Here is a 22,628-nt window from a genome sequence, read left to right on the forward strand (position 1 = left end):
AGCCCTGGTCGGGGTTCCGTTTTATTTCAGACGTGCACGGCGACTTTCAGCGCTTCCAGGGACGGCTCGGCCTTGATGCCGACTTCGGCGCACAACGCCAGCACGCGCTGCAGGTCATTGCCGAACACCAGGACGGCCTGGATCTCGTCATCCAGTGGCTGGCTGAAATTGAGCAGCACATAACCGCCGTCTTCCGGGCTCAGGGCACTCATCTGGATCTGGATACGGTTCAACGCGGTGAGGTCTTCAGTCTTGGCCAGTTGCTTGGGCTTGAGGTTGAACGCCACACCCGGGCCGAACGATGCGACGATCTGCGCAAACAGGTCGCCATAGGTATCGGCCTGGAACAGCACGGTGTCCGGCAGGCTGCCGACCACCACCCACTCCCCCAACGGGATCGGAAAGCTGTCGTCGTAGTTGATATCCGGGTTGGCCGCCAGGAAAGCCGCCGGGTCGGCGTAGGCCTGGGCGGCCTCTTCGGCGATGCGTGCCACCTCGTCCTCGCCCATGACCCCGGCGCTGATTTTGCTGATAAGTTCGACGAGGGTGGTTTTCATGGGGTGATCCTGTAGCGGGCTGGTTTTTGAGGGCGCACAGCCTACACCAGTTTCTCCAGCTGCGCCGCCGTGTCCTTCGCCCCCATGGTCTGCGCCGCCGCCAGCGCAGTCGCGCCTTGGGCATCGGTGGCCTTGGGGTTGGCGCCCTGGCTGAGCAGGTAGTCGACCATCTCGACGCGGTTGAACATGGCGGCCATCATCAGCGCGGTACGACCGTCGGACGAGGCGGCCTCGATCGGCGTGCCCCCTTCAATCAGCGCCTTGACCACCGGCAAATTACCCTTGAATGCCGCGCCGGCGATGGGCAGCTGGTTCTTGTCGTTGGCGATCAGCGGGTCGGCCTTGAATTCCAGCAGCACTTTTACCGCTTCGGCATGGCCGTGGTAGGCCGAGAGCATCAACAAGGTGTCGCCGTTGTGGTTGCGAAAGTTGGCCGGCAAGCCTTTGGCCAGCAGCGCGGCGAGCATAGCGGCGTCGCCTTTGCGGGCCACGTCGAAGACCTGCTCGGCAAATTCGGCGGCTTCGTCTTCGGTCATCTGTTTGGCTTGGTCTGACATGTGGGGGGCTCCTTGTCTGGTGCTTTATAGGCCGCCAGTGTCGCGAGGGAGTTCCCCACTGTCATGCCCTTTTTAGCAAAAGCGGCTATAGACAGAATCAATAGCGAAACTGGCCGCCCTGGATCTGCGCCAACAGTTGCCCGGTAACCGGCACATAGCAGTCCGAACCCGGCAGCCAGGCATACACCGGGTCGTTGCCGGCCTTGTCCGGATCAAAGGCTTCTTCCTTGAGCTTGACCTTCTGGTACTTAAAGGTACCGGTGGTTTCCATCTTGACCTTGATCCGCAGGAAGAGCGGCACCGCATAGTGCGGCAACTGGCCGTGGGCGAATTGCAGCAGCTCGCGCATGTCCAGTGAGGCCAGGGACTCACTCGGGGTGATGGCGACCATGCCCGCGCGGCCATTGGTGTTTTCGATCTCAACGCCATAGGCCACTGCTTCGGCGATCTGCGGGTGTTGCAGCAGGACGTTCTCTACCTCCGTGGTGGACACGTTTTCACCTTTCCAGCGATAGGTATCCCCCAGGCGATCCACGAACTGCGCATGACCGAAGCCGATGCTGCGCAACACATCGCCGGTATTGAAGTAGCGGTCACCTTTTTCAAACACGTCGGTGAGTACCACCCTGCGATTCTTTTCCGGGTCGGTGTAGCCGTCGAAGGGCGATTTTTCATCGATCCTGGCCAGTAACAGGCCTTGCCCGCCCGTGGGGACTTTACGCATAAAACCATCGCTGCCACGCAACGGCTCGCCGTTGTCGTGGGCGTAGTCCACCAGCGCCCAGTGCTGGAGGCAGAAACCGATGGTGTTGTCGAAATTCAGTACGTTGGTAAAACCGATATTGCCGTCACTGGCCGCGTACAGCTCACAGATATGCTCCACGCCATAGCGTGCCTTGAACTGCGCCCACACGCCGGGGCGCAAGCCATTGCCGACCATCTTGGTCACGCGGTTATCACGGTCGTTTTCGCCGGGTGGCTGGTCGAGCAGATAACGACACAACTCACCGACGTAGCCGAGGGTGGTCGCCTTGAATCTGCGCGCATCGTCCCAGAACTGGCTGGCGCTGAACTTGCGGCGAATGGCGAAGCCCGATGCCCCGACAATCGCCGAGCCCCAGCACACACAGAGCCCGGTGGCGTGGTACAGCGGCAACGTGCAATACAGGACGTCGTCAGGGCCCATGTCCAAGGCGATGCTGCCGAAGCTGACGGCGGTTTTAGTCCAGCGACCATGTTTCATGATGCCGGCCTTGGGCAGGCCGGTGGTGCCGGAGGTGTAGATATAGAAGCAAGGGTCGTTGAAGAAGATCTGCGCGGTGCTGGCCGGGTTGTCCACCGGGCACTCGCCGCTCGCAGCCAACAGGTCGATATACCCCTGCGGCACCAGGCTGGACGGCTGATCGGCGACGAACCAGGTTCGATCAGCCGCGATGGCCACCTGATCGCGCACCGCGTCATAGGGGGCGACCAATTCCGCGCCGACAATAATGGCTGCCGGACTCACCAGGTTCAGGCTGTGCACCAACGCCGCCTGGGTTTGTGCGGTATTGAGCATCGCGCAGATGCCCCCCAGCTTGGCCACCGCCAACACGTGCAAGAGCAATTCGGGGCGGTTTTCGATAAACAGCGCCACCACGTCCCCCTTGCCGATGCCCTGGGCTTGCAGGTGATGGGCAATACGGTTGGCACACTGGTTGGCGTCGGTGTAGCTGAGCACACGGTCGCCGTACAGCAACGCGTTGCCGTCGGGGTTGCGCAGGGTGGCTTGCTCAAAGTGCCAGCCCAACCCGCAAGGCTGCGCGGGGTCGGTGACATTGGCGGCACGCATGCCGCGCACTACGCGCGGCAGGGCGCGAACGATGGCCGGCACCTTTCTCAGCAGCTTGCCCCAGGTGATCATGTCGTTGTGCGGGTGGCTCATGGAGGAACGTCCTTTTTCTTATTCTTCGTCTGATCCCGAAACACCGACACTTCCGTAAGAGGAAGGCCGAATGCATTGCAGGAAAATACGTCAGCCGTTCTTCGGCTGTACACGCGGGATTTGAAAAGTTTTGTATCCCGTCGGGTGCGCGCTCAAAAAAGGAATTTAGCTGCCCGCGAGTAGTCTTTATCCATACAGGCGCGTCCATCCCACTCCATTGAGTAACGCAAAATGCAGGATGCATGATGGCCATTCATGCAATTTGCACGAAACCGAAATCTTCTACTTTTTCAAACTATTGATTTATAACGATATTTTATAAATCATAAGATGGCACAATCACTGCACCTATCACTCCATGCTTGCCAACTTGAGCCAACGGAGCTGATAGACATGAGCCTGATCCAAGATAAATTCGCTTCAGTATTCTCCAACTACGACGTCACCACCCAGCCACGTCCCGACGGTGGCATCCTGTTGACCCTGCGCAACAGTGACGGCAAACAGGTCAAGCGTTCGATCTCTTACCAGCAGTTGCATACTGCCGATCAATTGACTTGGGTGATCAGCGCGATTCGCCGCGACCTGGCCGAACAGGCCAGTGAATTGCCGCACATTTCGATGCTGCAAAGTCAGAATCGCTTTGCCCTGCCGACCTACCATTCGGCGTAAATACCGCAGTCATAAAAAGGCCGCGACGCTCTTGAGCGTCGCGGCCTTTTTTGTTTGACGATGACTCCAGCCCGGCACTTCGCTGGACTGCGCCTAACCCCGATACAGCGTGTTTATCAAACACTTAGGCGAGTTCAACATAGGCCGGTGCCGTCTCGTCCTATAGCGTCGGCACAGGGGTGCCGCCGTTCAAGGCAGGAATCTTTGAAAACACCTCAGCCATAAAATCCATGAACACGATAGCCCGCGTGGGGAGCAGTCTATTGGCGACATAAACCATCTGCACGGGGACAGGGGGAGCCCCATGGTTGGCGAGAATGAACTGTAATCTCCCGCTGTTCAGCCCGCCCTCAAACAGCCACGCAGGTCCATGCGCCACACCCAGGCCCGCCACGACCGCCGCACTCACAGCGTCGGGAGAGTTGACCCTGAGCCTGCCGGTAATCGGAATGTCCGCGTCCCGGAATCGCCAGGTCGCCCCGGACGACAGTAAGGTGTAGATGATGCAATCGTGGTCGCGTAGATCCTCCGGGGTCTGCGGAACGCCGCGTTTAGCCAAGTAGTCCTTGCTGGCGACGAAGACCCGGTCGTACCATCCAAGAGGCCGGGCGCGCAAGGTGCTGTCCTCCATCTGTCCTATGCGAATGGCGAGTTCGGTGCCTTCATTGACCAGGTCTACGTATCGATCGTTGAGCTGGAGATCCAAGATCAATTGAGGGTAGCGTTCCAAAAAGGCCGGCACATGCGGCAGCACAAACGCGTGTGCGAGAGCTGTCGGACAGGCTACGCGCAAGAGTCCCGATGGATCGACGTTGTTTCTGAAGGACGATTCGGATTCATCCACCGCATCCAGGATGCGCCGGATGTCCGCATAGTAGCGTTCGCCCTCCGGTGTCAACGACAGCTTGCGCGTAGACCGGTGGAGCAAACGCGTCTGCAAATGATCCTCCAGAGCCGCTACATAACGGCTTACATTGGGTTGCCCCAGCCCTAGATCCCGCCCTGCCGCCGAAAAGCTCCCGGTTTCTACCGCACGCGCGAAGCATGTCATCAAAAGAAATCGGTCCACTTCTCCACCTCAATTCATGCTCAATTTGCATGAATTATATGCGAACAAGCAGTCTTATATGCTATAGGGCATGAGCGCATAGTTCTCCATGTCGACCGCAGTGGTCGTCATTTACCGGAGAATTCAAATGTCGCGCTTGCAAGGTAAACGTACGCTCATCACTGGCGGCACCAGTGGCATCGGGCTGGAAACGGCAAAGCAGTTCCTGGCGGAGGGTGCTCGCGTGATAGTAACGGGTGTCAACCCCGATTCGATTGCAAAGGCCCAGGCCGAATTAGGCCCGGAAGTGCCGGTGCTGCGCGCCGACTCGGCCAGCGTTGCAGCACAAAAGGAGCTGGCACAAGTCATCAAGGAACACTACGGCCAACTCGACGTTGCCTTCCTCAATGCCGGCGTATCCGTCTGGCTGCCCATTGAGGAATGGACGGAAGATATGTTCGACCGCTCTTTCGACATCAACGTCAAAGGGCCGTACTTCCTGATTCAGGCGCTGTTGCCGGTCTTCGCCAATCCTGCTTCCGTAGTGTTGACGACTTCCGTAAGCGCACATGCAGGCGCAGATCGCTCGTCCGTGTATGCCGCAACGAAGGCCGCACTGCTGAACATGTCGAAGACGCTCTCGACCGAATTGCTGGGCCGTGGCATCCGTGTCAACGCAGTGAGCCCTGGCCCCGTCGAGACTCCGCTTTACGACAAGCTGGGTATTCCGGAAGCTTATCGCGCGCAGCTTAACAAAGAGATCGCGGCAACCATTCCGCTTGGGCGCTTCGGTACCTCCGACGAGGTGGCCAAAGCAGTGCTGTATCTGGCATCCGACGAGTCACGCTGGACGGTCGGCTCTGAAATCGTCCTTGACGGCGGCCGCCTGCTGAATGGCTAAGCGCGCAGCTCAAGAATTATGCGAATGCCACATCGGCCGGGCTAAGTCAATCAGGTACTGAACGCCCGCCCCAGCACTCAACGACGAACCAGTCCAATCCAGACTGCGCACACAGCGGCACGCGGGAAACCTCTGCCGCTGTTTCCGCTTGATAAACCATCCAGGGCCACTAAAAGCAATGAACGCTCTTACGCTAATAAGCCACCCACTATGCCCATTCGTACAGCGCGCCGCGATTGTGCTTCTTGAAAAGGGTATCCAATTCGATCGGATAGATGTCGATTTATCAGCCAAGCCAGACTGGTTCCTGGCCGTTTCGCCAACCGGCAAGGTCCCCGTGCTCAAGGTGCGCCAGGACAATGCGCAAGATGCGATCCTATTCGAAAGCATGGTCATCTGCGAGTACCTCGACGAAACCCAAGGTGGCACGCCGATGTACCCCATTGATGCGTTAGCTCGCGCACGGAATCGCGCATGGATCGAATTCGCGTCGCAGACTCAAGCTGAAGCCTGGCAGTTTCTCCACGCTCGTGACTCTGCGACCGCAGATGCCAAGCGCACCGCATTTCGCGAACGGCTCGGCAAACTGGAATCAGAAATAGGCGCGGGGCCGTTCTTCGATGGCTCGGCCTTTGGAATGGTTGATGCGGTTTATGCCCCGCTTTTCCGTTACTTCGAGAGTATCGACGCAACTGTCGCACACCAGATTTTCGACGGTCTTCCGCGCATTTCGGCTTGGCGTGAGGCGCTTGAGGCGCGCTCCAGCGTAAGGGATGCCGTTGTCGAAGACTATGCCGATCGTTTCCAGACGCATCTGCGCCAACAAGGAGCGCTGATCGCTGCCGCTTAGCCGACGCGATCAATCAAAAGACTGACGTCGAGCCTAGCGCCACCAATGCGACGTTAGACATCGAGCCCCCCGAATGTGAATGGGCGACACGATGATGAGGTCAATTAGGTGCAAGGTCGAGGTCATGGCATTACCGTTATTGCGCATGTTCATTCGAGAGTTCGACCGAGCATGGGATGCCCTTTTGCGCGTCAAGATCGACCAGGCGTTGCCGGAGCGCCGCACGAATGCCTTGATAGGCCGAAGCACGGCTTCGTTGTGGCTGGACTATGACGCTTCAAACCGATTGCTTCGGTGGCCGAAAGTCCTCCTCCAAGGCTCGCTTGGGTCAGCATAAACCTTGGCGTGCCGCCTCATTCATCGCCTGCACGCGGTTGGTCACTCCAAGTTTGCCGTAGATATTGCGCAGGTGGAATTTCACTGTCGCTTCGGACGTGGCGCGAATCTGGCTGATTTCCCAGACGGTCTTGCCTTCGGAGGCCCAACGCAGGATTTCCAGTTCCGTAGGCGTCAGTGGCTTTCCGGACAAACTCAAACGCCTTCTGACAGCGCTGGGCACGGAGTTTGGCGTTGGAAACAATTCCCTGGGGCCTCTCATTAGTTTCACTCCCTTTTGTTGGCTATCGCCCTATCACCTTCGGATTCCTCCTATTGACAGGTGATATAAACGTTGATGCCGCAAAGAGTTACATAACCAATGGCACTAAGGCGCAGGCCCCGCGATAAACAGCCGGGCCTTACAAGAATAAGAGTTTATTCCCACAACAACTTCCAACATGCGGGGGTTGAAGTTTTCGATACACCGTAATTAGTCATCCAGACCCGGAAAGCGTCGGGCGATATCGTCGCCCGTCAACTCCGGCACTGGGTTTTGCGCCTTATTGAAGAGTCGCAGCGTTATACAGTGCGGGTTCTCCCCCATATCAAACCAGTGCGCCATACCGGCCGGCACCCCCAGCAGGTCGTTTTTCTCACAACGCACGGCATACACGTAGTCGCCAACATGCAGGTTGAACAAACCCTGGCCGGCGATGAAAAAACGCACTTCGTCTTCGTTGTAGCGGCGCTCATCCAGGAACCGGGCCCGCCATTCGGCTTTCTGCGGGTGGTCGCTCGTGACACGGAGCACCGCCACCGCACCATAGCCGAGTGCATCGATCTGCGGCTGATAGGCGGCAATCATTTCAGCGTCGCTGGCGTCCCTCTCGATCAGGCCTGGCTGCCAGCGCTCGAACCGCACACCGTGCTCGGCCAGGGTGGCAACGATGTCGTCGACATGGGTCAGGACCTTGTTCGGGGTATCCGGTGAAGCAACGGGGTAGACGGCGACATAACTCATTGAAGGGTTCCTTGGTTCTGCTCTTGCAATCGAAAACCGATGATAACGGCCGCGGCCAGGGCTGCGACGCTGGCAATACTAAAGGTGACGGTCGGCCCCAGCAGGTTCCAGCTGTAGCCGGAATACAGCGCACCCAGCGCACCGCCGGTGCCGGCCAGGGCGGCGTACAGCGCCTGGCCCTGGCCTTGTTGCTTATCGCCAAAGCTGCGCTGCACAAAGGCAATCGCCGCCGCGTGAAAACTGCCGAACGTGGCAGCGTGCATGACCTGCGCCAGCAACAGCACCCAGAGGAGTTCGGCAAACGAGCCCAGCAGCAACCAGCGCAGCGCCGCCAGCAGGAAACTGGCCAGCAGCACCCGGCGTACCGAAAAACGCGCAAGGATGCGGCTCATGCCCAGGAACATCAGCACTTCCGCCACCACCCCCAGGGCCCACAGCGTGCCGATCACGCCACGGCTGTAGCCGAGGTGTTCGAGGTGCAGGGTCAGGAAGGTGTAATACGGGCCATGGCTCATTTGCATCAGCGCCACACAGGCGTAAAACGCCAGTACGCCGGGGCTGCGCAATTGCTTGAGGAATCCATCAGCCGCCAGGCGATTGCCGTGGCTGGCGGGCTGCGCATTCGGCACCCACAGGCTGGCGCCGATGATGCCAGCCATGATCACCACGACCACCACCGGGTAGATGTCCAGGCTCAGCCAGTCGAACAGGCGACCCATGATCACCACGGTGAGGATAAAACCGATGGAGCCCCACAGGCGTACCTGGCTATAGCGCGAGGTCTGTTTTTGCAGGTGGGCCAGGGTGATCACTTCGAACTGCGGCAGCACCGCGTGCCAGAAAAACGCATGCAGGGCCATCACCAGGGCCAGCCAGGCGTAGGTGTGGCTGATGAAGATCAGGGAAAAACTCAACAGGGTGCACACCGCGCCGAAGCGCACGATGGCCAGACGTCGGCCGGTGTAGTCGCCCAGCCAGCCCCACAGGTTGGGGGCCACGCAGCGCATCAGCATGGGGATGGCCACCAGCTCGCCGATACGCGCGCTGGAGAACCCCAGGTGGTCGAAGTACAGCGCCAGGAACGGCGCCGTCGCCCCGAGGAGGGCGAAGTAGAACAGGTAGAAGCTGGAGAGACGCCAGTATGGGAGGGCTGTCACCGCCGCGCCGTCACAGTTGGCCCAGCACCGGGGTACTCACGCGCACATCGGCGTTTTGCCCGCGATTGCGCAACAGGTGGTCCATCAACACGATGGCCATCATCGCTTCGGCAATCGGCGTGGCACGGATGCCCACGCACGGGTCGTGACGGCCCTTGGTGATCACGTCCACCGGGTTGCCGTGCACATCGATGGAACGGCCGGGGGTAGTGATGCTCGAGGTGGCCTTGAGTGCCAGGTGCGCAACAATCGGCTGGCCGGAGGAAATACCGCCGAGGATGCCGCCCGCGTTGTTGCTGAGGAAGCCTTCCGGGGTCAGTTCATCGCGGTGCTCGGTACCGCGTTGGGAGACGCAGGCGAAACCGGCGCCGATTTCCACACCTTTCACCGCATTGATGCTCATCAGCGCATGGGCCAGTTCGGCGTCGAGGCGGTCGAAGATCGGCTCGCCCAGGCCCGGCTTGACGCCTTCGGCGACCACGGTGATCTTGGCGCCGACCGAATCCTGGTCGCGGCGCAGCTGGTCCATGTAGGCTTCCAGTTCCGGCACTTTGTCCGGGTCAGGGCAGAAAAAGGCGTTGTCTTCCACGCTGTCCCAGGTCTTGAACGGGATTTCAATCGGGCCCAACTGGCTCATGTAGCCACGGATGACGATGCCCTGGGTCGCCAGGTATTTCTTGGCGATGGCGCCAGCAGCCACACGCATCGCGGTTTCGCGCGCCGAGCTGCGGCCGCCGCCACGGTAGTCACGTTCGCCGTATTTATGGTGGTAGGTGTAGTCGGCGTGAGCCGGACGGAACAGATCCTTGATCGCCGAGTAGTCCTTGGACTTCTGGTCGGTGTTACGAATCAGCAGGCCGATGGCGCACCCGGTGGTGCGGCCTTCGAACACCCCGGAGAGGATCTCGACTTCGTCGGGCTCCTGGCGCTGGGTGGTGTGGCGGCTGGTGCCGGGCTTGCGGCGGTCGAGGTCACGCTGCAGGTCTTCCAGGGACAGCTCGAGGCCGGGCGGGCAGCCGTCGACAATGGCGACCAACGCCGGGCCATGGCTTTCGCCCGCGGTGGTGACAGTGAACAGCTTGCCGAAGGTATTGCCGGACATGCAGGGCGCTCCGTGAAATCAGTTGAATCAAGTCAACCGTAATAACTTAAGGCGGCCAGTATACGCAGGCTAACCGACTAGTTCATCCTCGAAACCTTACCGGTAGACCTTGGTCCAACCGGCACCTTCCTCATGATGGCGCGATGATGCTGCGAGTTCTTCTGTTTACCCTGACCCTGTTTACCGCCGTGGCCCACGCCGCCTCCCCTGTCGTACTGCAACGCCCGATCAGCCTGGACACCGGCAGCGGCGAACTGTTTGGCTCGCTGCTGCTGCCCCAGTCCGACAAGCCGGTGCCGGTGGTGTTGATCATCGCCGGCTCCGGCCCCACCGACCGCAACGGCAACAGCGCCGACGGCGCACGCAATGACAGCCTCAAGCGCCTGGCCTGGGTGCTGGCCCGGCACAACATCGCCAGCGTGCGCTACGACAAGCGCGGTGTGGCCGCCAGCCTGGCCGCCACGCCCGACGAACGCAACCTGACCCTCGACGCCTATGTGGCCGACGCGGTGGCCTGGGGTAAATTGCTCAAAGCCGACAAACGCATGGGCCCGCTGATTGTGCTGGGCCACAGCGAAGGCGCGCTGGTGGCCGCACTGGCTGCACCGCAACTCGACCCGGCCGGGGTGATATCCCTGTCCGGCAGCGCCCGCCCGGTGGATCAGGTCATCCGCCAGCAACTGGCCGATCACCTGCCCCCTGCCCTGCTGCTGCGCAGCAATGAAATCCTTGATCACCTCAAGGCCGGTCAGGTGGATGCCGATGTGCCTGGCCCGTTGGAGGGCATTTTCCGACCCAGCGTGCAGCCGTATCTGATCAGCCTGTTTCGCGCCGACCCATCGGCGGCCTTTGCGAAACTGCGCATGCCGGCGTTGATCATCCAGGGCACCAACGATATTCAGGTAGGTGTCGGCGACGCCCAGCAACTCAAAAGGGCGAAGTCCGATGCCGAACTGACGGTGATCAAAGGCATGAACCACGTGATGCGCATCGTGCCCAACGACGTAAAGCAACAATTGGCCTCCTACAATGACCCGCAATTACCCCTCGCCGCCGAGCTGGGCAACCGTGTGGTGCGCTTTATCGACGGACTTCAACCCCGTTAAGCGACAATTTGCCTCCAGTCCTGCAGAAATCGGCCGATAAGCCCAGGGTCGACGGCAAAAAGACGGTCGACTTGCAGGGCTTGGACAGGATCGCACCGCATGACAACCACTGAAGCAACACCGGAACCGACCGCCGACACCCCGGCTGAAAAAACCGAGGCCATCGACACGGCGGCTCCCCTGCCGTGGGCGGATGTTCAGGCCGAGCATTTCAAGATGCTGCGCCTGGCCCCACTGGCCACCGACCGCGCCACCGGCCTGCGGCCGCTACGGTTCGTACAGTTCGGCTATGCCGAGCGCCATGACAAACACCACAGCCTGTTGCGCATGGTCATCCAATTGCCGGGGCAACGGGTGCGCCGTGAGCAGAACCATCTGGATATCTGGGTGGATCACGATAAACACCGCGTGCACTTCGGCCCGGGCAACAGCCTGGAAATCGAACCGGCCAACCGCGGCATCGGTCGCTTCCTGGTGGCCCAGGGCGCCGCGTGGGCGAAGAAGAAATGGTCGCACTACCGCGTCGATGGCGTGGACCTGGCCAACAAGGATGCACTCAACGAAGCCACACGCCTGCGCCGCGATCACTTCCTGCGCGTCCAGGGTTTCGATGTGGCCTACGCCGATGTGCAGCACCTCAAAGGCAACGTGCAGCCGGGCAAGGTCAGCGACGTGCTCGACAGTTGGAACACCGAGAAGGTGCAGTTCGTGGAGATCCTTGAAGCCGCGCAGATGCTGCAACAGGCCGAGCACAACCTGTTGGAGCAGGAAGTGAAGCTGCGCAAGGAAGAAGAAAAGGTCACCAAGTTCAAGCGTGAGGACAGCGGGTTGCGGTTTACCATCACCTGCCTGGTGGCGTTCACCGTGTTTCAGGCGGGGCTGTTGATCTGGATTGCCACGCACCGCTAGCCGGCTGGAAAGCAATCAAAATGTGGGGGGCTTTCCCCCTCCCACATTTTCTACAGATAAGGTTGGTTAAACCCGAGCGGCGAAGATTGCCTGATGTTCCCGGCACTGTTCGGCCGTGAGCATGAACACCCCATGCCCACCCCGCTGGAAGTCCAGCCAGGCGAAGTCCACTTCCGGGTACAGCGCGTCAACATGCACCTGGCTGTTACCCACCTCGACAATCAGCAAACCCTTCTCGTTCAGGTGGTCCGCCGCCTCGGCCAGCATGCGCCGCACCAGGTTCAAGCCATCGTCGCCACAGGCCAGGCCCAGCTCCGGCTCGTGCTGGTATTCGTCCGGCATGTCGGCAAAGTCTTCGGCATCCACATACGGTGGGTTGGACACAATCAGGTCAAAGCGCTGGCCCGGCAGGCCGTCGAAGCCATCGCCCTGCACGGTGTACACGCGCTCGTCGACACCATGGCGCTCGATATTCTGGTTGGCTACTTCCAGGGCTTCGAAGGACAAGTCACCGAGTACCACTTCGGCGTCCTGGAACTCGTAAGCGCAGGCAATGCCGATGCAACCGGAGCCGGTGCACAGGTCGAGGATGCGCGCCGGCGGTTGGGCCAGCCAAGGCTCGAAGCGGTTTTCGATCAACTCGCCGATGGGTGAACGCGGGATCAGCACGCGCTCGTCAACGATAAACGACATGCCGCAGAACCACGCCTCTTTCAACAGATACGCGGTAGGCACGCGCTCGTGGATACGGCGATGCAGCAAGCGTTGTACGTGGGAGATTTCCTCTTCTTCCAGGTTGCAATCCAGGTAGCTGTCGGCAATTTCCCATGGCAGGTGCAAAGCGCCGAGCACCAACTGCCGGGCTTCGTCCCAGGCATTGTCGGTACCGTGGCCAAAAAACAGGTCTTCCCCATGGAAACGGCTGACAGCCCAACGGATGTGGTCGCGCAAGGTGCGCAGGCGGGATGTGATCACGGGGGCAGACTCCTGGAAAAAACGACTGGCGATTCTAACAGCCTTCGCCTGTGCCGACGATGTACGAAAACCTGTCGCCGTACGTCGGATTTCATCCAAATCGCCATCATTCGGTTAAACATCACCGCCACTTGACATGGCTGCACGCCAGCAACGGCGTACCTTACGATAGTAGCGATTCACAGAACCGCTCAGCCAGTGGACAATGACGCAAAAGCCCCCCTCACAGGAGCCCCAGAATGTCCGTTCCAAAGACGATGTTTCAACTCAGCGGTCGTGGTTACGCAGCTGCCAACCTTGGCCATGCGACCCTCGTGATCATCGACGCCCAAAAGGAATACCTCAGTGGCCCGCTCGCCCTCTCCGGCATGGACGCGGCGGTCGGCAATATCAAGCAACTGGTCGCCGCTGCGCGCAACGCCGGACGCCCGATCGTGCATGTGCGCCACCTCGGTACCGTGGGCGGCCTGTTTGACCCGCAGGGCGAGCGTGGTGAGTTCATCCCCGGCCTTGAACCTCAAGGTGACGAAACCATCATCGGCAAGCTGCTGCCCAGCGCCTTCCACGGCACCGGCCTGGAAAAACACCTGCAGGACCTCGGCTCCCTGGACCTGATCGTCTGCGGCTTCATGAGCCATTCCAGCGTCAGCACCACCGTACGCGCTGCCAAGAACCTGGGCTTTCGCTGCACCCTGGTGGAAGACGCCTGCGCCACCCGCGACCTGCCCTACAAGGGCGGCATCCTGAGCGCCGAGCATGTGCAGCAGACCGAGATGGCCATCATGGCTGACAACTTCGCCACCCTCGCCCTGACTAAAGATCTGATCTGATCGTGCTTCTGATGAGCGGTGCGGCCTGTTGATGGCCCCGCTCATCTGCAAATGCCTGTCATTTGCTGCAATTACCTCTGGCACAGGAACAACCTGTGTAACTTCCGGTCGAAGGGCCGATACCCTGGAGGAAAGGTCGGAATGAAGATATCCGATGGTTTTGACGCTCGTCGCTTGCGCCCCAAGGGCCCGAGCAACTGGCGTCTGCGCTTGGTGGCCGGCATTGCCGCGCTGCTGGCGGTAGTAGGTTTGCTGTTGACCGGCGCTGGTGGCGCCGGTTTGTTTGGCCACTCGCCGGCCCTTGGTGAACTGAATGCCAGCCCCGGCGGTTCGGCGCTCCTGGCGGTGATCGGGTTGCTGGTGCTGTGGCTGGGCGTCTGGTTATGGCGACGCAGCCGTCGGAAGATGCGCCAGCCGTTGTCACTGAACATCGCTTCGCACCTGATGAAAAAGCACGACTGATGGCGCTTGGATAGCGTTTCCTGCGCCCCGGCCGCCGCGATTTAGGTAAACTGCCCGCCCTTCGCGGAGGCTGACATGCAAGACGACGATTTTTCCCTGTTCAAAAACGAGCTGCGCGGCGTCAAGCCGATCAAGCACGACCGCGCCGACACCGGCAAACCCAAGGCCGACCGGGCGCAGATCGCCAAATTGCGCCAGGCCGCGACCGTGCGCACCGACGCCACTACCGTCGATGGCCTGTCGGACCAGTTCGTGATTGACGTCGGCCCTGAAGACGAACTGATGTGGGCCCGCGACGGCGTGCAGGAAAGCCAGATGCGCAAGCTCAAGGTTGGTCAGATCCCGTTCGAAGGCAGCCTCGACTTGCACGGCATGAACGTGGAAAAAGCCCGGGAAACCCTGTGGGCCTTCCTCGCCGAAGCCACCAAGTTCGAAATCCGCTGCGTGCGCGTCACCCATGGCAAGGCCGTGCGGTTGGACGGCAAGCGGCCGATGATCAAGAGCCACGTCAACACCTGGCTGCGCCAGCATGCCCAGGTGCTCGGCTTTACCTCGTGCCAGGCACGCCACGGTGGGGCGGGGGCGGTGTATGTGATGCTCAAGCGCACGATGATGGAAGGGCGCGACGAGTAACAAGTGCCATCGTCAGGCTTGCAGCGATGTGTCGGCCACCGTAACCTTGCGCTTTGCGAAAATCCCACAGGTAGTTTCATGTCCCTGGAACAGAATTACACCGCGATCCTCGGCCAACTCGGCGAGGACGTTTCCCGCGAGGGCCTGCTCGACACGCCTAAGCGTGCCGCCAAGGCGATGCAGTACCTTTGCCGCGGCTATGAACAGACACTCGAAGAAGTCACCAACGGTGCCTTGTTCAGCTCCGACAACAGCGAAATGGTGCTGGTCAAGGACATCGAGTTGTACTCGTTGTGCGAACACCACCTGCTGCCGTTTATCGGCAAGGCGCATGTGGCGTATATCCCGAGCGGCAAAGTGCTGGGCCTGTCGAAGGTCGCGCGGATTGTCGACATGTATGCGCGCCGCCTGCAGATCCAGGAAAACCTCAGCCGCCAGATCGCCGACGCGGTGATGCAAGTGACCGGCGCCCTGGGCGTGGCCGTGGTGATCGAAGCCAAGCACATGTGCATGATGATGCGCGGTGTGGAGAAACAGAATTCGTCGATGATCACGTCGGTGATGCTGGGTGAGTTCCGCGAAAATGCGGCCACCCGCAGCGAATTCCTAAGCCTGATCAAGTAATAGGCTGCGTAGAAAAACACCGGCGTTCATCGCCGGTTTTTTTTCGCCTGCAGAATTAAGGTAAGCTGCGGCCCCTTCTTCATGGGCAAGAGGTTTCAGCCATGTTCGTCAAAGCACTTCGAGTGGGCCTCGGCCACGTCATCATCGCCGGCGACTTACTTACCCGTCCGCGCAAAAAGCAGCGCCCTGCCGAACAACAGGCGCAGGTGAACGCAGCGGCCAAGGACCTGACCCTGTATCAATTCCACGCCTGCCCGTTCTGCGTGAAGACCCGCCGCACCCTGCACCGCCTGAATGTGCCGGTGGCATTGAAGGACGCGAAGAACAACGAGCAGGACCGCCAGACCCTGCTGGAGCAAGGCGGCAAGATCAAGGTGCCGTGCCTGCGCATCGAAGAGAATGGCCAGACCACCTGGATGTATGACTCCAAAGTGATCATCGATTACCTGGACAAGCGTTTCGCTGCGGTCTGACAGACCTGCTGAGATCCAATGTGGGAGGGAGCTTGCTCCCTCCCACATTCAGTTCGGTGTTGGCAAATCCAGGTCCAACTCAAGCAGCGCCGAGCCGAGGCACTTGCCATGGGCATCCAGCGCCAGCGAACGGGTTACGCCGCCGCGCAATATCCCCGGCAGTACGAAGTTCAGCGCTTGCACGTTGGGCAGTTCATAACGCCGTACCGGCGCAGCGCCAGGCTCCAGCAAGCCCGCAAAAAACTCGGCCACGCGCTCGGCCGTGAGCTGCTCACGCAGCAACGGATAATCCTCGACGCGATAGGCAATGATCGAGATGTTCGAGGTGTCGCCCTTATCGCCGGTACGGGAATGGGCCAGCGTGTGCAGTTTCATGCTTCGATCCTCGGGTTGACCGCGTCACGGGGCAGCAGCAACGACACCACCGCCACCACCTGCCGTACGCTTTTACTCGCACCACCGCCACCGGACGGGCCGTTGGTGTAGAGGGTTTCCACTTCGTTGCCGACCCGCACAGCTTCGCTGCGGTCTTCACAGCGGGCAGCCACGCGCAGGCGTACTTCCCAGGGCTCTATGCTGCTGCGTGGACCGTGCAGCGAGTCCATGCCGATCAGTTCGGCGCGTACGTCCTGCATCTTCACGCCCATCAGTTCCAAACGCTTGAGTACGACATCCCGCGCCAGCTGCGCCCGTGCGACCGCGCCGGGGCCGCCGTAGGACATCTGCCCTTCGCCAATCCAGCCATCCAGGTAACCGACGCTGACCTTCAACTGCTCCGGCCGTGCACGACCACTCGCCCCCTGGGCGCGCACGCGATCAACAGCCTCTTCGACAAACCCCACCTGGGAGAAGTCGGCCGTCACGTCAGGCGTCAAATACGCCGCAGGGTCATGCACTTCGTAGATCAGTTGTTCTGTGCAAGTGGCACGGCTGACCCGCCCACCGGAGCCTGCAACCTTGGTAATCACGGCCTCACCGGCAGCATCGATCTCGGCCAACGGGAAACCCAGGCGCGCAAGATCGTCCACGTCCTTGAAACCGGGATCGGCAAAATAACCACCGCTGACCTGCCCGGCACACTCCAGCAAATGCCCGACCAACGTGCCGCGCCCCAGGCGCTGCCAGTCGTCCGCCGCCCAGCCGAACTCAAACACCTGCGGGGCGAGGAACAGCGACGGGTCGGCCACACGCCCGGTGATCACCACATCAGCGTCGGCGCGCAAGGCGTCAAGAATGCCGTCGACGCCCAGGTAGGCATTCGCGGAAATCAGGCGCTTGCCGAGTGACCCCACGGTCTGGCCGTTATCCAGCAATTGCTCGGGCCGCAAGACCTCCAACACATCATCGCCCACCACGGCCACGACCTTGAGGTGCAGGCCCAGCTCCGTGGCGATACGGCGCACTTCAACGGCGGCCGACACCGGGTTGGCCGCGCCCATATTGGTGATCACCCGCAGGCGGCGGCGCCCTTCATGGCGGCCGACGTAAGGCAGCACACGCTGCATACGCTCACTGAGCAGCGGGTCATAACCACCCTGTGGGTCGCTGATTCGTGCCTGCTGCGCCAGGGCGATAGTGCGTTCGGCCAGGCACTCGAACACCAGGTAATCCAGGTCGCCCCGCTCGGCCAATTCCACGGCAGGCTCGATACGGTCACCGGAATAGCCGGCGCCGGAACCGATGCGCAAGGTTTTCATCTCAAATCACTCCCAGGAGCAACGCGGTCAGGGTCATCAACACCGACGCGGCAAACAGAAAAGGGATGGTGAAGCGCTGGTGATCGGCCAATTCGATCTTGCACAGGCCCACCAACAGGAAGGTCGCCGGGGTCAGCGGGCTGACCGGGAAACCGGTGGTGTGTACACCCAGCAACGAGGCCTGGGCCACTTGCAGTGGGTCGACGCCCAGCGCCTTGCCGACTTCGGCGATCACCGGCATTACGCCGAAATAGTAAGAGTCGGGGTCGAACAGCATACTCAGCGGCATGGACAGGAAGCCCACCACCGCTGGGATCAGCTTGCCGTGGCCGGCCGGAATCTGCGCTACCGCCACTTCAGCGATGGCCTTGAGCATGCCCGTGCCTTGCATGATGCCAGTGAACACCCCAGCGGCGAGCAGGATACTGGCCATGGTCAGGGCGGTTTTCGCATGGGCATCGATGCGTGCGCGCTGGGCGTCCACGTTCGGGTAGTTGATGCACAGCGCTACCACGGTGCCAAGCATGAACATCACCACCGGGTCGACCCAGCCGGCGATCATCACCACCATGACCAGCACGGTCAGGATCAGGTTGACCCAGAACAGGCGTGGGCGGCGCAGCTTGATGTCGTCGTCGCTGAGCACCCGTTGCGGCACGGCATCCACGCTGGAGCCGGCGCCCAGGCCCAGGCGTTTTTCTTCACGCCGGCCGAGCCACCACGCGCAGGCAAAGACGAAGATCAGGCCGACGATCTGCACCGGGATCAGCGGCTGGAACAGGTCCGCCACCGGTACGTGCAAGGCCGCCGAAGAGCGCAGCACCGGGCCGGTCCACGGCAGGAAGTTGACCCCGGCCGCCATCGCGCAGACACAGGCGAGGATGCGTTTGTCGATGCCCAGCCGCGTATACAACGGCAGCATCGCCGGCACCGTCACCAGAAAGGTGACCGCCCCGGAACCGTCCAGGTGCACCAGCAGGGCCAGGGTCGCGGTACCGACGACAATCCGTGTAGGACGCGTCCCTACCGTGCGCAGGATGCGATCAATGATGGGATCGAGCATCCCGGCATCGGTCATGATCCCGAAAAACAGGATCGCGAACACGAACATGCCCACCACAGGGGCGACGTTCTTGATGCCGCTAATGATGAAGGCACTGGTTTGCAGGCCGAACCCACCGAGCAGCGCGGCGATGATCGGCAAGGCGATCAGGGCCACCAGTGGCGAGAGGCGTTTGCTCATGACGGCAGCGAGCAGGCACAGGATGGTAATGACACCCAGGGTAGCGAGCATGGGTTACTCCAGAGCGGCCTTGGTGGCCGGTTATTGTTTTCCCTGGAGTATTGGAAGCGCGTTAGTCTTTGTAAATTGGAATGTTCAGCCAGTCATATTCGTAAAAACAAAACGCTCGAGAAAAACAACAATGAAAAATTCGATCCAGCATATTCAAGCGTTCCTTGCGGTGGCCCGTACCGGCAGCTTTACCAAGGCCGCCCATGAGCTGCATCTTTCGCCTTCGGCACTCACCGTGCAGGTGCAACAACTCGAAGACTGGCTCGGCGTCGCCCTGCTCGACCGCAGCCCCCGGCATGTGAGCATCACCGCTGCCGGCCAGGACGCGCGCGGGCCGATGGAAAAGCTGCTGCTGGACCTGGACAACATCGTCACCGGCTCCCGCGACCTCGCGGCCTTGCGCCGTGGCGTGGTCACCCTCGCGGCCCTGCCTTCGGTCTGCGCCGGCGCCCTGCCCCCGGCCCTGCGCCGGTTTCGCGAGCGTTTTGCCGGGATCGAGGTGCGTTTGCAGGACCTGGTGGCCCACCGTATTCATGCCCAGGTGCGCGCAGGCGAAGTGGATTTTGGTATTGGCGTACGGGCGCGGCTAAGCCATGGCCTGGAGTTCGTGCCGGTGCTGAATGATCGGCTGTGTGCATTTGTGCCGCTGGATCACCCCCTCGCCCACCATCGCCAATTGACCCTGGAGCAACTGGCGGACCAACCGATCATCCTCACCGGCCGCGACAGCAGCGTGCGCGAGCAGGTGGACGCGCTGTTTGACGAAACGCGGCTGACGATGAATGCCGGGATGGAGGCCAACTACATGTCGACGGTGCTGGCGTTGGTGCGCCAGGGCCTGGGGATCAGTGTGCTGCCGGAGTCGGCGGCGGACAGCCTGGCGGGGTTGAAGCGCATCGACATTGACCATCCTGGGGTGAACCGGGAGATCGGGTTGATCAGTCGCAGCGGCATGGGCCTGAGCCCGGCGGCGCAGCGCTGTTTTGACCTGCTGAATTATGAATTATCTGACACGACATCGAGCTGAATGTGGGAGGGGGCAAGTCGAATCGTCGCACCGCCCTCCCACATTTTTTGACCGCGGTGATCAGTCGAGCATCGCCACATGCTTGGGATGGCTGGCCACGCGCTTCAACCACGCCTGCACCGCGGGGTAAGGCGCCAGGTCAAAACCCCCTTCATGGGCCACATGGGTGTAGGCATACAGCGCAATATCGGCAATCGAATACTGGTCGCCCACCAGGTAAGGCGTGGCCTGCAACTGACGCTCCATCACCCGCAAGGCCTTGTAACCGCCCTTGTGGGTGGTCTTGTATTCCTCCAGGCGATCTTCCGGCATGTTCAGGTAAAACTGGATAAACCGCGCCACTGCAATGTACGGCTCGTGGCTGTACTGCTCGAAGAACTGCCATTGCAGCACTTGGGTGCGCAGGCGCGGCTCGGTAGGCAGGAACTCGCTGCCATCGGCAAGGAAGTTGAGGATCGCGTTGGACTCCCACAGGCAGGTGCCGTCTTCCAGTTCCAGCACCGGGATCTTACCGTTGGGGTTCTTGGCCAGGAACTCAGGGGTCTCGGTATCGCCGTTGAGGATGTCGATATCCACCCATTGATACGGGATGCCCAGCAGGTTGAGCATCAATTTGACCTTGTAGCAGTTGCCCGACTTGTAATCGCCATAAACCTTGTACATGGGGCTCCCCTTATGCCGCTTGCGCGTGCAGTGCTTGACGGACCACCGCGGCCAGGCGCTTGAGCCCTTCGTCCAGGCGGGCCGGGTCGATGTGGCTGAAGTTGAGTCGCAGTGAGCCTAAATGCTGGTCCGGCTCGGAAAAGAACGGTTCACCGGGCATGAACGCGACGTCCTGATCGAGCGCAGGAGCCAACAAGGTGCGGGTATCGAGCGGCTGTTTCAAGGTCAGCCAGAAGAATAATCCGCCCTGGGGCACTTGCCAGTCGGCCAGATCGGCGAAGTGACGCGCCAATGCAACCTGGAATGCATCGCGGCGCTCGCGGTAGAAACTGCGCAGTTCCACCAAGTGCTGCTGGTATTTCTGCGTGCCGATCCACTGCATGGCCTGCCACTGGCCGACGCGATTGGTGTGCAGGTCCGCCGACTGCTTGAGCTTGAGCAAGTGCGGGAACAGGTCGGGGCTGGCGATCAGGTAGCCCACGCGCAGGCCGGGCAGCAGGGTCTTGGAGACCGTGCCGGTGTAGATCCAGCTGGCTTTTTTCAAGCGGCCGACGATGGGCTGCGCACTGCCGCCGTCGAAGGTCAGCTCGCGATAGGGTTCGTCTTCGATCAGGGTCACGCCGAACTCGTCGAGCAAGGCGGCGACGGCCTCGCGCTTGGCTTCGCTGTAGCGCACGGCCGAAGGGTTCTGGAAGGTCGGGATCAGGTAGATGAACGCCGGGCGATGGCGCTCGAGGTTGGCGCGCAGGCTGGGCAGGTTGGGGCCATCGGCTTCCAGTTGCACGGTGAGACAGTCGGCGCCGAACAGCTGGAAGATCTGCAACGCAGCGAGGTAAGTCGGGCCTTCCAGCAGGATCTGGGTGCCTTTGTCGATATACAGCTTGGCCGCCAGGTCCAGGGTTTGCTGGGAACCGCTGACCACCAGCACCTGGCTGGCCTGGCACGGCACACCCAACGCACGCGCCTCGGCGGCGAGCAGTTCACGCAACTGCGGCTCACCTTCGCTCATGCCGTATTGGCCGATATTCAGCGGCATATCATCCCAGTCCAGCGCCGGCAGCATGGCTTCGGCCGGCAGGCCACCGGCAAACGACATCACTTCCGGGCGCTGGGCGGCCGCGAGGATTTCACGGATCAAGGAGCTTTTGAGGCGCGTAACACGTTCAGAGAAGGCCATAAGGTCACCGCTAGCGAAGCCTGTGGGAAATACGTCAAACTGGTTGACCGAAATTACGTCAGCTTGAGTGGATACGTCAACATGCTTGACCTTAAAAACCAAAACAGCCAGCAACAAGCCATGGAAGCGTTCTTCTTCGGTTACCAGGCGTTCACTGCCAAGGCCGATGAAATGCTCGAGCGCCGTGGGCTGAGCCGGGTGCACCAGCGCATCGTGTTTTTTATCGCGCGCTACCCGGCGTTGAGCGTCAAGGAACTGCTGGAATTGCTCGGTGTGAGCAAGCAGGCGCTGAACATGCCGCTACGCCAATTGCAGGAAATGTACCTGGTGGACAGCGTTGCGTCGGAGACCGACAAGCGCAAACGCCTGCTGGAATTGACCGAGGAAGGCCTGCGTTTCGAGCAGTCGCTGCGCCGTGAACAGGTGAAGTTGTTGCGGCGTGCCTTCGCCGAAGCCGGGGAAGAAGCGGTGACGGGCTGGCTGGCGGTGAATCAGGCACTTGCAGGCCAGCCTTGATCCCGGTGGCGAGTGAGCGTTGCCTTTCATCCTTTTCACACAGAAAATAGAAAACATTATTTGCTTTCTTTGTATACAAAAGCATAATTCGCTTCGTGCGAGTTCCTGACCTATCAGTCAACAAAACCCGCCGGT

General features: G+C 60.8%; 26 protein-coding genes. 12 read left to right on the plus strand and 14 right to left on the minus strand.

Translation table 11 applies throughout. From position 1 onward, the window contains the following. Positions 1-26: 26 nt before the first annotated feature. The 3 genes from HCF10_RS22320 to HCF10_RS22330 form a co-directional block, all read right to left on the minus strand. Positions 27-557, minus strand: coding sequence for a hypothetical protein (locus HCF10_RS22320; RefSeq protein WP_131700385.1), 531 nt, complete (start codon positions 555-557; stop codon positions 27-29). Positions 558-598: 41 nt separating this feature from the next. Further along, on the minus strand, positions 599-1,114 hold the full coding sequence (locus HCF10_RS22325) for an ankyrin repeat domain-containing protein (RefSeq protein WP_131700384.1): 516 nt from the start codon (positions 1,112-1,114) through the stop codon (positions 599-601). A 97-nt stretch (positions 1,115-1,211) separates the two neighbouring features. After that, positions 1,212-3,038, minus strand: coding sequence for a long-chain-acyl-CoA synthetase (locus HCF10_RS22330; protein ID WP_167656425.1), 1,827 nt, complete (start codon positions 3,036-3,038; stop codon positions 1,212-1,214). Between the two features lie 393 nt (positions 3,039-3,431). Here HCF10_RS22330 and HCF10_RS22335 point away from each other — a divergent pair, with 393 nt between their 5' ends. After that, complete coding sequence (locus HCF10_RS22335; protein WP_131700382.1) at positions 3,432-3,710, plus strand: DUF3509 domain-containing protein; 279 nt, start codon at positions 3,432-3,434, stop codon at positions 3,708-3,710. Between the two features lie 160 nt (positions 3,711-3,870). Here HCF10_RS22335 and HCF10_RS22340 read toward each other — a convergent pair whose 3' ends face one another. After that, positions 3,871-4,779, minus strand: coding sequence for a LysR family transcriptional regulator (locus HCF10_RS22340; protein WP_131700381.1), 909 nt, complete (start codon positions 4,777-4,779; stop codon positions 3,871-3,873). 127 nt (positions 4,780-4,906) lie between these two features. Between HCF10_RS22340 and HCF10_RS22345 the strand changes: the two genes are divergently transcribed. Together HCF10_RS22345 and HCF10_RS22350 are read left to right on the plus strand one after the other, a co-directional pair. After that, positions 4,907-5,659 carry an SDR family oxidoreductase gene (locus HCF10_RS22345; protein WP_167656426.1) on the plus strand — a complete coding sequence of 251 codons (753 nt, stop codon included), beginning with the start codon at positions 4,907-4,909 and terminating at the stop codon, positions 5,657-5,659. Positions 5,660-5,837: 178 nt separating this feature from the next. Beyond that, complete coding sequence (locus HCF10_RS22350) at positions 5,838-6,509, plus strand: glutathione S-transferase family protein (RefSeq protein ID WP_167656427.1); 672 nt, start codon at positions 5,838-5,840, stop codon at positions 6,507-6,509. Positions 6,510-6,837: 328 nt separating this feature from the next. On the opposite strand, the gene HCF10_RS22355 is transcribed toward HCF10_RS22350, so the two are convergent. The 4 genes from HCF10_RS22355 to aroC all read right to left on the minus strand — a co-directional run bounded on the left by HCF10_RS22355 (position 6,838) and on the right by aroC (position 10,107). Beyond that, the gene (locus HCF10_RS22355; RefSeq protein ID WP_131700378.1) at positions 6,838-7,107 is read right to left on the minus strand and encodes a response regulator transcription factor; all 270 of its coding nucleotides are present in this window, start codon (positions 7,105-7,107) and stop codon (positions 6,838-6,840) included. Positions 7,108-7,317: 210 nt separating this feature from the next. After that, on the minus strand, positions 7,318-7,848 hold the full coding sequence (locus tag HCF10_RS22360) for a 1,2-dihydroxy-3-keto-5-methylthiopentene dioxygenase (protein ID WP_167656428.1): 531 nt from the start codon (positions 7,846-7,848) through the stop codon (positions 7,318-7,320). After that, complete coding sequence (locus HCF10_RS22365; RefSeq protein WP_167656429.1) at positions 7,845-9,005, minus strand: MFS transporter; 1,161 nt, start codon at positions 9,003-9,005, stop codon at positions 7,845-7,847. The genes HCF10_RS22360 and HCF10_RS22365 overlap by 4 nt, the downstream gene beginning before the upstream one ends. 10 nt (positions 9,006-9,015) lie before the next feature. Continuing rightward, positions 9,016-10,107 carry a chorismate synthase gene (gene aroC / locus HCF10_RS22370; RefSeq protein ID WP_027603936.1) on the minus strand — a complete coding sequence of 364 codons (1,092 nt, stop codon included), beginning with the start codon at positions 10,105-10,107 and terminating at the stop codon, positions 9,016-9,018. A gap of 143 nt (positions 10,108-10,250) precedes the next feature. Between aroC and HCF10_RS22375 the strand changes: the two genes are divergently transcribed. Next, the gene (locus tag HCF10_RS22375) at positions 10,251-11,213 is read left to right on the plus strand and encodes an alpha/beta hydrolase (RefSeq protein ID WP_167656430.1); all 963 of its coding nucleotides are present in this window, start codon (positions 10,251-10,253) and stop codon (positions 11,211-11,213) included. A gap of 99 nt (positions 11,214-11,312) precedes the next feature. Next, on the plus strand, positions 11,313-12,122 hold the full coding sequence (locus tag HCF10_RS22380; protein ID WP_065940505.1) for a hypothetical protein: 810 nt from the start codon (positions 11,313-11,315) through the stop codon (positions 12,120-12,122). Positions 12,123-12,188: 66 nt separating this feature from the next. On the opposite strand, the gene prmB is transcribed toward HCF10_RS22380, so the two are convergent. Then, positions 12,189-13,097 (minus strand): 50S ribosomal protein L3 N(5)-glutamine methyltransferase, encoded by a 909-nt coding sequence (gene prmB / locus HCF10_RS22385; protein WP_145336485.1) that lies wholly within the window; start codon positions 13,095-13,097, stop codon positions 12,189-12,191. 239 nt (positions 13,098-13,336) lie between these two features. Between prmB and HCF10_RS22390 the strand changes: the two genes are divergently transcribed. The 5 genes from HCF10_RS22390 to HCF10_RS22410 all read left to right on the plus strand — a co-directional run bounded on the left by HCF10_RS22390 (position 13,337) and on the right by HCF10_RS22410 (position 16,119). Beyond that, positions 13,337-13,927: a cysteine hydrolase family protein gene (locus tag HCF10_RS22390; protein WP_065926616.1), complete on the plus strand. Its 591-nt coding sequence runs from the start codon at positions 13,337-13,339 to the stop codon at positions 13,925-13,927. A 141-nt stretch (positions 13,928-14,068) separates the two neighbouring features. After that, complete coding sequence (locus tag HCF10_RS22395) at positions 14,069-14,389, plus strand: hypothetical protein (protein WP_131700373.1); 321 nt, start codon at positions 14,069-14,071, stop codon at positions 14,387-14,389. Positions 14,390-14,464: 75 nt separating this feature from the next. Continuing rightward, a complete protein-coding gene (locus tag HCF10_RS22400; protein ID WP_105162625.1) occupies positions 14,465-15,022 on the plus strand; it encodes a Smr/MutS family protein in 558 nt (185 codons plus the stop codon). Between the two features lie 78 nt (positions 15,023-15,100). Beyond that, positions 15,101-15,646 (plus strand): GTP cyclohydrolase I FolE, encoded by a 546-nt coding sequence (gene folE, locus HCF10_RS22405; RefSeq protein WP_003442011.1) that lies wholly within the window; start codon positions 15,101-15,103, stop codon positions 15,644-15,646. A gap of 101 nt (positions 15,647-15,747) precedes the next feature. Next, the gene (locus tag HCF10_RS22410; protein ID WP_065926614.1) at positions 15,748-16,119 is read left to right on the plus strand and encodes a glutathione S-transferase N-terminal domain-containing protein; all 372 of its coding nucleotides are present in this window, start codon (positions 15,748-15,750) and stop codon (positions 16,117-16,119) included. A 48-nt stretch (positions 16,120-16,167) separates the two neighbouring features. Here the strand turns inward: HCF10_RS22410 and HCF10_RS22415 are convergent, their stop codons facing one another. The 3 genes from HCF10_RS22415 to HCF10_RS22425 are packed head-to-tail and all read right to left on the minus strand — an operon-like array spanning position 16,168 to position 19,110. Continuing rightward, entirely contained in the window at positions 16,168-16,494 is a 327-nt protein-coding gene (locus HCF10_RS22415) for an AtuA-related protein (RefSeq protein ID WP_131700372.1), read from the minus strand. Next, positions 16,491-17,816 carry an acyclic terpene utilization AtuA family protein gene (locus HCF10_RS22420; RefSeq protein WP_167656431.1) on the minus strand — a complete coding sequence of 442 codons (1,326 nt, stop codon included), beginning with the start codon at positions 17,814-17,816 and terminating at the stop codon, positions 16,491-16,493. The genes HCF10_RS22415 and HCF10_RS22420 overlap by 4 nt, the downstream gene beginning before the upstream one ends. A gap of 1 nt (position 17,817) precedes the next feature. Further along, positions 17,818-19,110, minus strand: a complete 1,293-nt coding sequence (locus HCF10_RS22425; protein WP_167656432.1) for a CitMHS family transporter — start codon at positions 19,108-19,110, stop codon at positions 17,818-17,820. A gap of 130 nt (positions 19,111-19,240) precedes the next feature. On the opposite strand from HCF10_RS22425, the gene HCF10_RS22430 reads away from it, so the two are divergent. Then, positions 19,241-20,137, plus strand: coding sequence for a LysR family transcriptional regulator (locus tag HCF10_RS22430; RefSeq protein ID WP_145336492.1), 897 nt, complete (start codon positions 19,241-19,243; stop codon positions 20,135-20,137). Between the two features lie 60 nt (positions 20,138-20,197). Here HCF10_RS22430 and HCF10_RS22435 read toward each other — a convergent pair whose 3' ends face one another. Further along, on the minus strand, positions 20,198-20,800 hold the full coding sequence (locus HCF10_RS22435) for a glutathione S-transferase family protein (protein ID WP_131700368.1): 603 nt from the start codon (positions 20,798-20,800) through the stop codon (positions 20,198-20,200). 10 nt (positions 20,801-20,810) lie between these two features. After that, positions 20,811-21,977, minus strand: a complete 1,167-nt coding sequence (locus HCF10_RS22440) for an aminotransferase-like domain-containing protein (protein ID WP_167656433.1) — start codon at positions 21,975-21,977, stop codon at positions 20,811-20,813. An 81-nt stretch (positions 21,978-22,058) separates the two neighbouring features. Here HCF10_RS22440 and HCF10_RS22445 point away from each other — a divergent pair, with 81 nt between their 5' ends. Continuing rightward, complete coding sequence (locus HCF10_RS22445) at positions 22,059-22,493, plus strand: MarR family winged helix-turn-helix transcriptional regulator (RefSeq protein ID WP_167656434.1); 435 nt, start codon at positions 22,059-22,061, stop codon at positions 22,491-22,493. Positions 22,494-22,628 lie beyond the last annotated feature (135 nt).

The sequence above is a fragment of the Pseudomonas sp. B14(2022) genome, from assembly GCF_012030485.1.
Lineage (GTDB): Bacteria > Pseudomonadota > Gammaproteobacteria > Pseudomonadales > Pseudomonadaceae > Aquipseudomonas.

Bases quoted from the DNA above. Each gene is read 5' to 3' on its own strand.
- HCF10_RS22420 (WP_167656431.1), bottom strand. From the start codon at position 17,816: ATGAAAACCTTGCGCATCGGTTCCGGCGCCGGCTATTCCGGTGACCGT.
- HCF10_RS22325 (WP_131700384.1), bottom strand. From the start codon at position 1,114: ATGTCAGACCAAGCCAAACAGATGACCGAAGACGAAGCCGCCGAATTT.
- HCF10_RS22330 (WP_167656425.1), bottom strand. From the start codon at position 3,038: ATGAGCCACCCGCACAACGACATGATCACCTGGGGCAAGCTGCTGAGA.
- HCF10_RS22395 (WP_131700373.1), top strand. From the start codon at position 14,069: ATGAAGATATCCGATGGTTTTGACGCTCGTCGCTTGCGCCCCAAGGGC.
- HCF10_RS22320 (WP_131700385.1), bottom strand. From the start codon at position 557: ATGAAAACCACCCTCGTCGAACTTATCAGCAAAATCAGCGCCGGGGTC.
- HCF10_RS22355 (WP_131700378.1), bottom strand. From the start codon at position 7,107: ATGAGAGGCCCCAGGGAATTGTTTCCAACGCCAAACTCCGTGCCCAGC.
- HCF10_RS22440 (WP_167656433.1), bottom strand. From the start codon at position 21,977: ATGGCCTTCTCTGAACGTGTTACGCGCCTCAAAAGCTCCTTGATCCGT.
- aroC (WP_027603936.1), bottom strand. From the start codon at position 10,107: ATGTCCGGCAATACCTTCGGCAAGCTGTTCACTGTCACCACCGCGGGC.
- HCF10_RS22410 (WP_065926614.1), top strand. From the start codon at position 15,748: ATGTTCGTCAAAGCACTTCGAGTGGGCCTCGGCCACGTCATCATCGCC.
- HCF10_RS22415 (WP_131700372.1), bottom strand. From the start codon at position 16,494: ATGAAACTGCACACGCTGGCCCATTCCCGTACCGGCGATAAGGGCGAC.
- HCF10_RS22360 (WP_167656428.1), bottom strand. From the start codon at position 7,848: ATGAGTTATGTCGCCGTCTACCCCGTTGCTTCACCGGATACCCCGAAC.
- HCF10_RS22380 (WP_065940505.1), top strand. From the start codon at position 11,313: ATGACAACCACTGAAGCAACACCGGAACCGACCGCCGACACCCCGGCT.
- HCF10_RS22375 (WP_167656430.1), top strand. From the start codon at position 10,251: ATGATGCTGCGAGTTCTTCTGTTTACCCTGACCCTGTTTACCGCCGTG.
- HCF10_RS22445 (WP_167656434.1), top strand. From the start codon at position 22,059: ATGCTTGACCTTAAAAACCAAAACAGCCAGCAACAAGCCATGGAAGCG.
- HCF10_RS22345 (WP_167656426.1), top strand. From the start codon at position 4,907: ATGTCGCGCTTGCAAGGTAAACGTACGCTCATCACTGGCGGCACCAGT.
- HCF10_RS22400 (WP_105162625.1), top strand. From the start codon at position 14,465: ATGCAAGACGACGATTTTTCCCTGTTCAAAAACGAGCTGCGCGGCGTC.
- HCF10_RS22425 (WP_167656432.1), bottom strand. From the start codon at position 19,110: ATGCTCGCTACCCTGGGTGTCATTACCATCCTGTGCCTGCTCGCTGCC.
- HCF10_RS22430 (WP_145336492.1), top strand. From the start codon at position 19,241: ATGAAAAATTCGATCCAGCATATTCAAGCGTTCCTTGCGGTGGCCCGT.
- HCF10_RS22435 (WP_131700368.1), bottom strand. From the start codon at position 20,800: ATGTACAAGGTTTATGGCGATTACAAGTCGGGCAACTGCTACAAGGTC.
- HCF10_RS22335 (WP_131700382.1), top strand. From the start codon at position 3,432: ATGAGCCTGATCCAAGATAAATTCGCTTCAGTATTCTCCAACTACGAC.
- folE (WP_003442011.1), top strand. From the start codon at position 15,101: ATGTCCCTGGAACAGAATTACACCGCGATCCTCGGCCAACTCGGCGAG.
- HCF10_RS22390 (WP_065926616.1), top strand. From the start codon at position 13,337: ATGTCCGTTCCAAAGACGATGTTTCAACTCAGCGGTCGTGGTTACGCA.
- HCF10_RS22350 (WP_167656427.1), top strand. From the start codon at position 5,838: ATGAACGCTCTTACGCTAATAAGCCACCCACTATGCCCATTCGTACAG.